This is a genomic window from Paenibacillus sp. JT22N1 (assembly GCF_059692155.1).
The window spans coordinates 186236-200869 of record NZ_JCAUAW010000007.1 but is presented as its reverse complement, the minus strand read 5'-3'; the positions used below and the strand labels follow the sequence as shown (position 1 = coordinate 200869).

Below are 14634 nucleotides of genomic sequence, written 5' to 3'. Positions count from 1 at the left end.
TTACCTTATTTAGCCTTGCTTGCAGCGAAAGCTTCACTTATTTCTTTCGTATAGTCATCGCCACCGCTCTTTTTCCACAAATCCATTTCGGCTTTATAGCCGACTTCATCGATTTTTCCGACAATAAATTTTATTCGTGCGTCTTCCACCATTTGATCCAACTGCGCGCCTTTTTGCGTATAGGTTGCCGTTGTAAATGGTTCTCCGGGATTTGTAACAATGATTTTTTCATTTGCCTTCTGCACTTCGACCGACTTCGTGCGAAGCGGTGTTGATGGTTTGAACATGTCAGGTATAATATACGGAATCGAAGATAAGATCTGGTTCATATTCTTGTTGTTAATATCAGGAGCCATAGGGTCAGTCGGAACGATAAGAATAACCTGTTTGCCGTCTTCCACTTTATAATGAACACCTTCAATACCAAAGTTGAGTAACGCTTGCATGTCTTTATCGTTGGTTTTATCCAAGAAAGTAAGCACTTTCTTCAGATCAGCTTCTGTTTTAACACTGGATTTCGAGATGAGGAACATGCCGTTGTGTCCAGCTGTCGGTTGATTATGAAGACCGGTAGGGCCGCTTACTGCTCCAATTAAATCAATACTGCCCTTAGGATTGACTTGTTTCATTTTCTCTTCAATTTGATAGGAACGTTCTGTAACGTCAACCGCTACACCCGCTTGTCCGTTAATAATCGGATCATTCCATTTCGCCGAATCATATACCGCAAAATCTTGATTGATTAACTTCTCATCATACAGTTTTTTGAAAAATTTGAGTGCCTCCATATATTCTGGGGTCAAATGGGCGGGTATCAGCTTGCCGTCTTTCTCAGCCCACTTATTCGGAGCCCCGAACCAAGTTTGCATAATATCAAAGGGGCCTGCATATTTGGTTACGACCATGCCATACGTATCGTTTTTGCCGTTTTTATCAGGATCATTGGTGGCGAATGCTTTTAACATCGCATAAAATTCATCGATCGTCTTCGGTTCCTTCATGCCTAAATTATCAAGCCAGTCTTTACGGTAGCTGATCCCCATCCGTCCGATCGGGCGGGATACATAGAGGCCATAGAATTTACCGTTTACCGACGTATTGTTAAGAACAGTTGGGTTCGCTTGTTTAAGATTCGGATAATCTTTGAGATAAGGGCCTATTTCCCAGAATGCGCCTCCTTTGATAGCGTTGGCAACAGCAGGCAATTTCGCATTATTTACAAATAGAAGAGAAGGAACCGAACCGGAAGCAAGTGTTATGTTCAGTTTATCGTTATAGCTTGCATCAGGAACAAATTGGAAATCGAGCTTCGTGTTCGTGTATTCTTCTATTTTTTTCCATACTTTACTTTCCGGGGTAGCCGTATCATTGTAGTAGCTCTTCAACATAATACTGATTGGGAATGGTTTTTCTTTTGCCGCATTCGTTGCTCCTGCAGTCGTCTTAGGTGTGTCTGTCGCTTTAGAACCGTCAGTACCCGAGCTGCACCCCGCTATAACTGTAACTGCCAGTATCATGCTAGTTGTTGCGAATAATGGTTTTTTCTTTTTATCCCAATTCATATTCCTTTTCCTCCCTTTGTCTTATCAAAAATATACTTGTTTATGATGAAGCAGCCATCTATCGTCAAACCCTTTCCGGTCTTGGACTCATGCTGCGACAATCCGAAAATAGTCACCATCAACACGAAAGCGCTTTAACCTTTTACCGCACCTATCAAAACCCCTTTAGCAAAATACTTTTGAATAAACGGGTAAACCATCAAAATCGGCAATGTACCCACGACGATGATCGCCATTTTAATCGATTGATCCGGTGGTTTTACGTAAGTAGGATCATAAGTTCCCATTTCAAGCGCCCCCGTTGCCAAAAGAACAATTTGCCGCAAGAGAACCTGCATCGGCCACTTTTTGGCGTCAGATAGATAGATCAAAGCATTAAAGAAATCATTCCAATGGGCAACGGCATAGAAAAGAGCAAATGTTGCGATAACCGGTTTAGAGAGCGGCAGAACAATTCGCCACAGCACGCCAATATCGTTACATCCATCAATTCGGGCCGATTCAATCAGTTCGTTGGGAATTTCTTGAAAAAATGATTTCACGACAATCAAATTAAAGGCGTTGATCGCGACAGGCAGCATGACCGCCCAGTAGGTGTTCAATAGCCCTAAACTTTTCACAACAAGATAAGTAGGAATAATCCCGCCGCTAAACACCATCGTAAAGATGATCATGTTCAAGACGATATTTCGGCCAACCATATGCCGCCGTGATAAAGCATAGGCCATCGTAAAGGTAAAGAATAGATTTACCAGAGTACCTCCTACGGTGATAAATACGGATACTACCAAACTTCGCGGTAACGTATTATCTTTAAAAACAAATTTATAGGCATCAAATGTGATGTCTTTGGGAATGAGGAAAAAGGATCTGCTTCCTATCTCCAGATCGCTTGCGAACGATCCCGCCACGATATACATAACCGGAAGAATCATGGCAAGGGCAACGATAGCAAGAAACAAATAGTTGGCGATATCAAACAATTTCTCGCCTACAGACGAATGACGTGTGTTCATCGTGCTCTCCTCCTAAGAGTTTTGCGATAGCAAAACTGACTTCGTAAGCATGTGCAAAAATCAGAATATACCGGAATGCCCAGCCCTTTTGGCTAGATAATTCGTTGTAAAAACGAGAATGACACTGATAATGGCTTTAAATAGCCCTACTGCCGCACTATAGCTGAAAGCACCCTGAATGATCCCCGCTGTGTAAACATAAGTGTCAAATACTTCGGCAACCGGCCTGTTTAGCGGGTTAATCATTAATAAAACTTGTTCAAATCCACGGTCCATAAAGTGACCCATCCGCAAAATTAGCACAACAATGATTGTACCCTGAATAGCTGGCAGCGTAATGTGCCAAAGCTGGCGAAATCGGTTTGCTCCATCGACGATGGCTGCTTCATATTGCTCTTGATCCACCCCCGCAAGCGCTGCGAGGAAGATGATCGTTCCCCAACCCATCTCTTTCCAAATACTCTGTGTGATGATCATAGGACGAAACCAGCTTTCACTTGTTAGAAAGTCGATTTTATAACCGAATAGGTTAAACATCCATTCATTGATGACTCCACCTTCTGTCGTCAAAAGAAGATAAGAGATACTTGCAACGATAACCATTGAAATAAAATGCGGGATATAAATCAACGATTGAATAAAACGTTTGTAAAAAGATTTGCGGACCTCGTTTAACAAGATAGCCAGTATGATTGGCGCCGGGAAGAAAAACACCATATCATATAAACCAAGCAAAAGCGTATTTCGTATCAATTTGAAGAAGACAGGATCTTGAAAAAATTGCTTGAAATTATCTAGTCCGATCCACTCGCTTTTAAAAAAACCGACATAAGGCTGATAATTTTTGAAGGCTAACAGGACCCCCCACATCGGAACATATTTAAATATTATAAAGTAGGCCAATCCCGGCAGAAGCAGCAGCAGCAAATATTTATCTCTTAATACTTTGGCTATCAGCGTGCTTCGCTTGGAAGTTACGGTTGGGACAGGCACGATGTGCTGTTCAGCATCAGATGCTTTGATCATGTTCTCACTCCTTCGCAATTGGAATTTTAGCTTGTGGCTTTGTAAGTTAAACATTATAAGATTCAAAAATTTCTGACAACAACACTATTTTGAAACCGCTTTCTCAAAAAAGTATGAAGTTAGAAAAAAAGTATTATCACCATGGGAATGGGTTGAACATTCCTTTACTCGGTTGGTGAAATGTCTTTCAACCATTTGTACTTTAGAAGCGAAGAGAGGAATACTAATGCCAGTCCCTGTCCCCAGCCTTGAATCCGTTCATGGGCGACCCCTTTGTAGCCGGCGGCGTCTTTCATTACAGCCGTTCCAGCAGAAACGTCCAACACTGTACCGTTATTCGAAATTTTCGATAATACGGCAGGCACGGCCTTCTGAATATACTTATTGTACATAGGGGCGCCGATGGCTTCGTTATATCGAATCAATCCGGCGGCAAGACCCGCAGAGCCCGATGTTTCCTCATAAGAGGTCGGATCATTCAGCACGGTGTGCCAGAGCCCATGATCAGATTGGAGTCGGACGATGCTGCTAAGTTGATCACGCAGCGAATCGTACATTTTCATATAGGACGGATGGGTGACTTCTACGATATGTAGCGCTTCCGACATCGTATAAGCTGCCCATGAATTGCCACGCGCCCAATAGACAGCGGACATGTTGTTCTGGGCGATATGATCCCAACCGTGAACATATAGATTTGTTTCACGATCCTGCAAGAAGCGCTCGTGTGCATGGTACTGCAGTAAGCCATCCTCCAGCCAATCGTTTCTTTCAAGTAAAGTGCCAATGCGGATGAGAAAATATCCGGCCATAAACATCGTATCGACCCAAGCCTGCTGCGGGAAATCGTAATTTTGCGATACGGTGTGCTGAAACACGCCATCCGCGAATCGTACCGCATCCGTTCTCAAGAACTCCGCCATTTGGACCGCTATATCCAGGTAACGTTCCGATTTGGTTTGATTGTACAGTGTAAGCAATGTATGACCAATGGATACAGCGTTGACGGTTAACCTAGGAATACCGTCCTCCAACTGCTCATCGATCCACGCTTGCAATTGATCCAAATACTTTGATTCACCAGTAGCCAGATAAGCTTGGCCTACGCCATAAAAAGCGACTCCTGCAGGCCAATCCCATGTCATATCCATCTGAAACGTTCTGGTTACTAGCCGCTCGATGGCTTGTTTAATATCCGTTTCATTGATAGTTACGTATTTCAAAACAGTTCCTCCTCGAACATTGAAATTTGAAATCTTAGACTGAATCGATTATTTCTTCTGATCCGCGGCATAGGAAGCGCTCAGATATTCAGCATTCAGTTCCGTCGGCAGTTCGTTCCCGATTAGCTCTAGGCACATGATCGCGTTCAAAGACCATTGCGACGTTACATTTGTCGTGATGCTCGGCAGTTCTTGAATAGGTCGGACATATACGTGGTCCGGCACTTGATAGGTTTGCGTCGCGTCCTCGCTGCCCCCCGGCAGACGATTCTCCAGCATTATCCGCCATGTTATCGCAGCCAGAGCAGCATTACTGCGTCGGTTGGCTGCGTAAGCCGCCATCGATGCCGCAAACATCGGCCAGCTGAATTTATTATGATCGATGACCCCATTCGTTCGGGCTAACTTTTCCTCAGGTTCTAGGTAATAAAATTCCCCGAATTCTACGAGCATGTCATCCCATTCAGGATCGGAGAGCAGTTGCGAAAGCTCTATCCACACTTGCGGCGCGCCGAAGGAAATGACCATATGATATCCGTAGTTGCCGTCGCTGATATGGGTAAGAATCCCAGTATTCGGATCGTATCCGAATGTCGTGCCTGATAAGAGCCGGAACGGTGCGGCCTTCAAATTCTTGATCCCTTGCAGGATCTTATCTCGGTATTTCGAATTCTCAAAGCGTTCCCATTGCGACATCCAATTCGAGCTGAAGGCTGCCCAGTCCGGACCGCTCCTCACGTGGGTAGGATGCTCATCCTTCGGGAAATAAGCTCTCATCGGATCGATTACGACGGTGGCGAAATCAGCATCGGCCACTTCCGCCAAAATATCTCCGATACGTTCATCTGCAGTCAAGAAGTAATAGTAACGATGCAAACCCGCCATTGCTATGCGCGCTTCCTTGCATCCGCAACCCCAGTGAACGACATTATGCCGAGACCCGAGCCCTGCATATTCTCCAGAATGATAGACATCCACTTCACTCGTATGACGCGTCATGGCCTCCGCCATGCGGAATAAATCTGCACGTCCCGACCGCAAGAACGAGAGCCAAAGCCAGATGTTCGGCACAAGCTCGGTGTTCTGCCAGGCAAACCCGCCTACGTCGTATCTCCATTCGTGCCGTACGGGATCGTACGTATGCATGAAATCTCCATAATCCCAGAAACCGTACCACCGCCGCCTCTCAACCTCTTGCTTGTAGAAGCTCAAACAGGCGTCGAGTTGATCTTCGATCCAAGATTTGGCAGGCGTGCTGTGGTCAGGCAGACTCCAGATACCGAATACATTCGTATCATGATAACGTGCAGGCTCACATAAGAGCTGCGGCGGGGTTTGAATATGGCTAGTCATGTTTGCAAGGTCGGCAGCAGCGGGTGTCCCATCGCAGCACCACAGCATAAGCTCGTTCGTATTTCCGATTCCATATGGTGTGCTGTGCAGCTCTTCCGATCCCTCATAGGCGGATTCCACATACGTTGTCGTATCGTAATGACGCATATCCATAGCTGCCGCATCCGGCGACCAGAACCAGAGTGTTAGATTGGCTTCATCTGATGTCATACCCGTTACTTCCAAAGACGATGGATGCTTCTGCCAAAAATTGCGAAGCCCTGCTGCAAGCCCGCCGTGAGTGTCTCCGGCATATACGAGCCCTTTCGCGCGGTTACCGCTGACGGCCTTCACTGGGCTGCATTCTTCATAGGTTTGCTTGACGACAGAATAGGAGTCAGCGGATAGCTGCATTAACTTATAGCTGTCCCACGCAGCGGAATCATCCAGAAGCGCCTTGAATTTAGCATCTTTCTCATGATCAAATGCAATCGCTTCTCCAGCTTGCTGGCGCCAGAACATGTCCATGTAGACGCCCTTCGTCCGCCATGTCGACAAATGCCGGGGCGATTCACTGAAAAAGCCTGTATCGCCCGCAAAACGAACGTACCTGTTATAAAGGGGGGCTTTCAGCGGCAAAGCAAAAGAGATGCCAAGCCCTTTCACGAAGTCCTCCTGTGGATCTCCATTGAACAATGAGGTGTGGACAATCCGAATCGATGCTTGGTTAGTATAGAAATACAGACGCAGCCGGAAGGGGAGCCAAGAACGATCGGCTTTCTTGGAGATATGCTCGCCCTCCACCATGAGTACGACCCGTGAAGGGCCCTCTTGTTCGATCGTTACGGATGTGACCTTGCCACCAAACGATTCTTCCTGGTAAAGTCGCCCGCTCGATGTCGTTCGTCGTTCTTCGCGAATACAGACGAGTGAACCATTCGAGCTGATCAGCTTCTCCCCGTGATATAGAGCGCGGATGAATGACTTTCCTTGTTTTCCGACGATACACCGGATGACTCCGGTATCGACGGTCACTTCATCAGCCGATTGAGTAACCTTCATACGGGATCTCGCATGGATCGCTATAGACTGTTCATCGGCGGCTTGTAGTGTATAGCCTTTACTTTCAGGCTTATCGAACGATGCGGCGTGCGCTGTCCATTTCACGCTGCCGTCAGGCCAATAAGCGGTTGGCCAGCTTTGAAGCGCGAGCGGGTTTCCTGACGGATCAATAAGGGTGAAAGTGCCAGCTTGCGACCGATTTAATTCACCTATGTGCCAAGGCACTCCCCATGTAACACCGCAAGAGTTTGGAAGTTCTTCCTCCAACCAATGCACGCGGAGTTGCTTTTTCTCTCCCATGTTTTCTTTACCCCTCTCCGAATTTGTTTAGGTCTTGGTTCAAGAATAGTTTCTATGTGAATTTCCTTCAACTACACTTTCTAACTCCATACATGACGGGACATTTCACTTTTTTGCGGGATTAAGACTTTTTTTCAAAACAAAAAAAACAAACCGCCATTGCAGGCGGTTTGCGGGATGAAGCTATTCATTTCTGTTTAACTCCCGATATCGGCTTGGTGTTATGCCTTCTTGTTTCTTAAAGATTCGGTTAAAATAGCTTGGCTGATATCCAGCCTTTTCGGCGATATCGTTGATTTTCATATCCGTGTCACGCAAAAGCTCCTTCGCCTTTTCAATGCGCAGCTCGGTTAAATAGTCAATAAAATTTTTACCGCTGACCTGCTTGAACGCTTTGCTTAACGCAACCGTATTCGTGCCTGCGTAGTCGGCGCAGCTTTCCAGAGATATTTCTTTCATATAATTGTTCTGCAGATAAATCATCGCAGTTTCCACAGTCCTTTTCACTTCCACGTCGGAACGTGACTCCAGTTCTTGCATGAAGGGGCCTACTACTTTGTCGTGGAACCAAGCAATCATTTTCTGCTGCTCTCCGAACTGCATCAATTGCTCGTACAAATTTGCCGATTTGAAAATGCGGTTCGGATCCATACCTGTAAGCCGAATGGCATGCAGGATGCTGCCGAGCAATTGGAGCATTCCTTGCTGAATGTCGATCACCTTAGCTCCGCGTTCAAGCAGTTCTTCCAAGAAAGCCTGAATGAGCTGCTTTGCTTCTTTAATCTGTCCGGTTCGAATCGCTTGAATGATCTCTCTTTCGAGCGCAAATGGATAATGAATGTCGTGGTTCTCTTTATCATACTCATCCAGAGATTCCAGGTCGATAATTTGGTTTCGGCTTTCGAAACGGCGCATGCTTGACGCCTGCATCGCTTCTTCGAAGCGGGAGGGCACATGAACGACGGACAAAGCGAGACTGCCGATCGTGACCGATACGTACATGTTGAGCACGTGATGAATCCCATGAGTTAGTTCTTGACTAAAGGCTCTGATCGCTTCCTTCTGATCGGTTTCTTCCGGAACGATGATGAGGAGACCGACAGACAAATCGTGGAAATTCATCACTTCTGCTTGCTCGAAATGGCTCGATACGAGCTCCATCGTAATATTGGCAGCAACGAAAGTGACGAGTCCTTCATCGCCAGACGAGAAGCGTCCTTCCAAGTTTTCAAATCCGCTTAATTGGATGTACAGTACGGCGTATTGCCGATTATCCACCGACCAGCCGAAATTGCGCATCCTCTCAAGAAGGGCTTGCTCAGAGTAGGAATAGAGATACCCTTGGACAAGTTGAAGCAGGAAGCCTTCCTTGAGATGAGGGAGCTGCTCCTCCAGCTTATTCTGAAGCGTCGTACTCTCTCTAGTCAAATGAAGCCATTCTTTCTCAATGATCTTAAAGTCATCATTTTGTTCTTTCCGGAGCGCCGCTAAACCTGTCTTTCCAGTTAACAAGTTGACTAATTGTGCGATAGGTGAATAGATGCGCCGTGAAGCCAGCCAAGATAAAACGAACGCGAGCAGCAGCATCGCGATGCTTAACGTCAAGACCAATTGAGAAATAAAAACGACAGGCTTGGTAATTGCGCTAATCGGAGACGCAGTGACATAAGTCCAAGCGGCACCGACGCGCGACATGGTGCCGAAGGCTACAGTGTACGTCGTTTGGTTCCAATCAAACAGGAATGAGCCTGATTTCGTCTTACTGGTAAGTACCTCTCTCTTTATAGCTTCATCTAGCTGCGATGCTGGTTCTTTCCCTGAGCTAGACAGCAATTGATCGCCATTTTCCTCCAGCAGAAACGTACCCCCGTCATTATAAGGGGCTAACGTTTGCAGCAGTTTGGCGACCTTCGCGGTGTCGATCCGAACCGCAATGACCCCAAACGGGTTCTCGTTAGTTTCAGGTATTTTTACCATTAGCGACAATGAATTATCACGCGGAAGTCCGGACTCCGAAGTATGCTGGGACCAGAAAACCTTTTTATCATTCGCGAGTAAATTCCTGTATCCTTCGATCTGTACAGCACTGGTTAATGCCTCGTATTGCGGATGAAACCGCACGGGCGCTGCACCTTCCAAGAACAATTCTGTTTCCGCAGCCAGTGGATTGGCGCCTTTCATATTGGCTAGTGTCTGTGTCATGTTGCGAGCAATCTCGAAATCACGCGATAGTTTTAAACTCGCTAATGAGTAAGTGAAGCTTGGATCGAATGCCCAATGCATAACCGACGTCTCCAAGTAAGAGAACTGTTCGTCAATATTGGCTGCTCTCAACTGAATCTGTTTATTATGCATCTGAAGCAGGTCGTTCTCAAGACGCTCGCCGGCAAGCCAATAAATAACGCCGCCGAAGATAAGTCCGGGAATACTGGAGATGATCAGAATTAAAATCCAATTGTCTCGGAAGCGCTTACTTCTGAACACGATTTAATTCCCCCTGATATCTTCTTTTAAACCTATACGGATATGGATAATTTGCAGCTGTAACCCTTCAGCAATAAAAGGTTCCTTCATATAATACCATGTGAATGGTCAACCGAGAATTGACTTTTGATCATATTTTCAAAGCAGAAGGTAAGAGTAGGCCGTACTCAGCTTAGTTGGCTTGGCCAAAGAACTAAGCTGGTGCGGTCTTTTTCTGCGCCTAGAAGTTTTAAATATTCCTGTTCGGGCGCCTCTGCGATACGTACACCGTTCCAAGTTTCGATGACGATTTTACGTAGTTGATGTTGTTTAAGGAACTGGCGAAACATACTTTTTAACTCGTGGACGATGGTTATCTTATCGTTATTTTGGTTCGCTGTTGGTGCAAGTTGATAAATCCGCTTGCCATTATTCTCGATCCAATACAACCACTCACTGCCTTTGAGGGCTAAGTAATTACCACTTTTACGGGAAAATGAAACGCCAGAAATCTCAGGCCATGGGACAATCAGTCCAAAGGGATTAGCCGGATCAATAGCACTTAAAAGCGTGAATTTTTGTTGACTCTCGGAAGCGTTACCTGCTTGCTGGTACAGGCGAGTGATGAATTCTTTGGAAGCGAACTGCAGAGCATGTAAATCGGTAATGAATAGCCCGCGGACAACAAGACCCCACTCTTCCAACTGACGAAGCGCTGTCTGAATGGCTTCCCAAGGAAATGGACAGTGAGCAGAGACGAGATCCTTGGTGATAATGCCAAAACGCTCTAGTAGATGATGCGTCCACTGCATAGCGGAAGATTGCTTATCGAAGGCAGGGCTAAGCAGGGAATCGAGAGGATACCAACGTCCAAGGCCTGACTGGAATTTATCCGGTTTCTTAGAAGCTCCTGCGGCATGTAGTCGAAGCGGAGCGAATTGGTCGTTGGCGGCCTGTCCATCCCACACTAATTGCAGTAGCTCCTCTAACAATGAAGAGGGAGCTCGCCCTGTTTCAATACCCAGCTTGCTCAGAAAGATGGCCCCTTTTTCCTGCAGAAGGCTAAGAAGCTCAGGGTGTGAGGCTGGTCTTTGGTTTGCAATAGTGAGACAGGGCTCATACAGAGAGCTGCTTTCTGCCAGAAAGAAAGCAATGCGGCCTTCCTTTTCGTCGGGCTCTTTGCGGCCTATCCAAACAATTTGACCTGAAGAGCACAAGGTGTCTAGATCCTGTTTGCGGTACGATAGCTGACGCGTCGGAAATAAGACAGACTCCCAAAGTGAGACGGGCAGGAAGAAGCCTTGCAAATCTTCAATAATTTCGCGAAGATGTTCCATTCCTGGAACGTCAGTTCTTTCTGCGAGTTTGCGTCTAAGCGGCATATGCGTCATATAGGTGAAAGGGGATACGGCCTCGCCACTACGTCGATAGGACTGAAGGGACAGACGAATTAATCGGGAAGCAACCTTGCTGCTCGTCCACAGTTCTTCGATTTCTGGATCGGCAAAAGGTGCGACAGTTAACGTATTGGATTGAACAGCGCTCTGAACCCAATCAGCTGCAATGGCAAGTTCCACCTCAAAGCGGGCTGCCAACTCTTCTGTTGTGAAAGAGAGCTTCCCGTCTGCAAATCGTTGAAACACAAACGATTTGGCAATCATAGAATCCGAGAGCGAAGAATAGAATTCTAATTCATCACTGCAGATATAGCGGGTCTCTTTCGTAAAGAAAGCTGTTGCTGTCTTGCTTTGCCCAAGGAGATCATTAATCATTGCTGTAACGATTGTATGGGAGGCTGAACTAGCCTTGACGAGTTCAGCCAAAGAGGAATCGCCACGTTCTTTCAAATAACGAAACAACTCTTGTGCAGAGGCTAGCGGTTCATCCATCAGGGCGAGTTTATGTTCCTCTGCCTCGATGACTTGAGGGCTAACGGCGCTGCGAATCGCCTCAGCTCCGAAAATATCGGCTGCCATTTGACGGCTAAAGCCAAGTAATTCAACCTGTAAATCCAGCGTTAACGCATCGGATTCATATAATTTCTGCGACACGTAATCGAACTTGAACTGCGCAGCGAGCGGCGATGGGAAATGGTTGCGATGAACGGCAAATTGAATATTTCCTGTATGAATAGCTTCTAAAATGCGCTGAAGATGCTGAATATCGACATGCTCCTCCAGGCATTCTCGCATGGCTTCCTGAAACAAAGGAAATCGTTCTTTGAATGGTAGAGCTTCCTTCATGAGTTCTTGTCCGCGCAGTCGCTTAACCCAAGCGGGGATACGTGTGAAGCTGCGGGAAAGAAGTAAGGATGTTTCTGCCAGTCGTTGGAAAGCTGCACCAAACATACCGGATTCGGCTACAGCTTCAATGATGAACTGTTCCGCTTCTATAGAAGAGATGGACATGATCGCATGCAAAATCGATTCATGGAAGCTGGGGAAAATGAGCTCGATGCCATTGTCTTTCGCATTGGTATAGGTAGCGCTTAGCCCTTTTTGTTTAAGGTGCCGATCAATGGCCATTAACCAAGAACGGTTCAGCTTGCGACCGAATAGGCTGTGCAAAATATAGTGTGTTTGATTGTTTTCATCAGCAAAGGTTTCTATGACAACTGTTGTATCTGTTGGGACTGTATTTACAGCGATTTGATTGCGAACGATACCGATGAGAGCTTGGCTAGCTTCCGAATCAAAGTGAAAATGATCCATAAGCCAGTCTTGGACGTCGAGATCAGCTTGAGTATGAGGAAGCGGCAGCAAACGATCACGCAGCTCTCGCCATATTTGACCCGTTTGAACGCCGAGTTCAAATGACTTTCCGCCGGTTTCCCCGCGCCAGAAGGGGACTTCACTGTAACGGTTGTCGGCTTCCTGGACATAAATGCGCTCTGGACGCTTGAGGACGATACGCCAAGATGCCGTACCCAATTGAAACACGTCGCCGACAGACGACTCGTGGATGAACTCTTCATCAAGTTCACCAAGATGAAGTCCGGTTTCGTTATGATGCACGGGATAGGCCGTGCTCTGAGGGATTGTGCCGGCGCCGGTGAGCGCGGCCATCTGTGTGGCCGCCAACCGTTCTAAGCGGCCGGTTTCACGATCCCATGCGATAAGCGGACGCACGAAGGGGTACAGCCCGGCGAGCACCTCGAGCATCGCGAGCCAGCGTTCACGCGGAAGCTCGCGGAAGGAGTCGCTCTGCCAGAGCAGGCGCTCTAGGCGCGGCACATCGAGCTCGTCGCCCATGGCTACCATGGCGACGAGCTGCTGCGCGAGGACATCAAGGCTGCCCCGCGGGATGCGGATGGCCTCGATGTCGCGCGCCGCGATTCGCCGGCTGAGCACGGCCAGCTCTGGCAGCAGACTGCGGCTGCGCGCTAGCAGCACGCCACGGCTGACGCTGCCGACGGCGTGGCCGGCCCGGCCGATCCGCTGGATGCCTGCGGCAGCGGTGAAAGGCGAGTCGATCTGGATCACCAGATCGACATGACCCACGTCGATGCCGAGTTCCAGCGACGACGTGGCTACCAGGCAGCGAAGCTCGCCGGCCTTGAGCAAGCGCTCGACCTCGAGCCGCTTCTCGCGGGCGACGCTGCCGTGGTGACTACACGCGATCTCATGACCGACATGGTCATTGAGTCGCAAGGTCAGCCGTTCGCAAAGCCTGCGGCTATTTGCGAAGATAAGCACCGTGCTGCAGCCTTCCATGAGCTGCAGCAGACGCTCGACAAGAGGCGTCCATATCGCCTCTTTATCAGCACCAGCCCGCGCAGGCTCCGGCATCGTCACCTGAAGTGCGTACTGTTTCTCGGCTTTGCTCTCGATAATAGCTACATGCCGCGGCTGGTCAGATTCCCAGCCGCCAAGATACTGAGCGACCCGCTCGATAGGCTTTTGCGTGGCAGACACGCCGATCCGCTGGACGGCTCGACCGCACCACGCATTCAGCCGTTCCAGCGTGAGCGACAAGTGCATACCGCGCTTGTCCGCTGCCAGATCGTGGATTTCGTCGACGACGATCTGTTCCACGCTCTTTAGCATTTCTCTCGCGCGCGGAGAAGTAAGCAGCAAATACAACGATTCTGGCGTGGTCACCAGCAGATCTGGCGGCTGCTTCAGCATCGATGCCCGAGTGCTTTGTTTGGTATCGCCGGTACGAACCCCAATCGAGAGTCCCCTCCAGGTTGTTTCCTTTTCGAAAGAGGAAGCAGTCTCCTCAATTTCTGCCATAAAATGAATCAAATGATCATGAATATCGTTATTCAGCGCTTTGAGTGGTGTCACGACAAGCACGCGAACACCGGCTGTGTAAATGTCCTCAAGTTCCTGCTTCTTTTTAAGAACACCGTCCAAACAAGGCAGTAAAGCTGCCAGTGTTTTACCCGAGCCTGTTGGGGAGGAGATGAGAGTATGTGTACCAGAACGTATTTGTTTCCACGCCTGCTTCTGAACATCCGTAGGTTCACCGAAACGAGAAGCAAACCAAGACCTCAGAATGGGATGAAAATGAGATAGATCCAGCGCTATTTCTGTCATTACCTTCGCTCCCTTGCTCACAATTTCTTCCAACATAGCATATTGTGAGGGTCATCGCCAGCGGTACAGAATATGACAGTTTATTTACAACGCGTATGCTAAATTAGTT

At 47.6% G+C, this 14634-nt stretch carries 7 protein-coding genes; all 7 read right to left on the bottom strand.

All coding sequences use genetic code 11. From position 1 onward, the window contains the following. Positions 1-5: 5 nt before the first annotated feature. A complete protein-coding gene (locus tag AC58UU_RS15890; protein WP_497317110.1) occupies positions 6-1562 on the bottom strand; it encodes an extracellular solute-binding protein in 1557 nt (518 codons plus the stop codon). Between the two features lie 134 nt (positions 1563-1696). Then, positions 1697-2578, bottom strand: a complete 882-nt coding sequence (locus AC58UU_RS15885) for a carbohydrate ABC transporter permease (protein WP_497317109.1) — start codon at positions 2576-2578, stop codon at positions 1697-1699. Between the two features lie 60 nt (positions 2579-2638). Further along, complete coding sequence (locus tag AC58UU_RS15880) at positions 2639-3601, bottom strand: ABC transporter permease (RefSeq protein ID WP_497317350.1); 963 nt, start codon at positions 3599-3601, stop codon at positions 2639-2641. 167 nt (positions 3602-3768) lie between these two features. Continuing rightward, positions 3769-4827, bottom strand: a complete 1059-nt coding sequence (locus AC58UU_RS15875; protein ID WP_497317107.1) for a glycoside hydrolase family 88/105 protein — start codon at positions 4825-4827, stop codon at positions 3769-3771. Positions 4828-4875: 48 nt separating this feature from the next. Next, complete coding sequence (locus AC58UU_RS15870; RefSeq protein WP_497317105.1) at positions 4876-7521, bottom strand: exo-rhamnogalacturonan lyase family protein; 2646 nt, start codon at positions 7519-7521, stop codon at positions 4876-4878. Positions 7522-7704: 183 nt separating this feature from the next. Then, complete coding sequence (locus tag AC58UU_RS15865; RefSeq protein WP_497317103.1) at positions 7705-10005, bottom strand: helix-turn-helix domain-containing protein; 2301 nt, start codon at positions 10003-10005, stop codon at positions 7705-7707. 167 nt (positions 10006-10172) lie between these two features. Further along, on the bottom strand, positions 10173-14525 hold the full coding sequence (locus tag AC58UU_RS15860; protein ID WP_497317101.1) for a DEAD/DEAH box helicase: 4353 nt from the start codon (positions 14523-14525) through the stop codon (positions 10173-10175). Positions 14526-14634 lie beyond the last annotated feature (109 nt).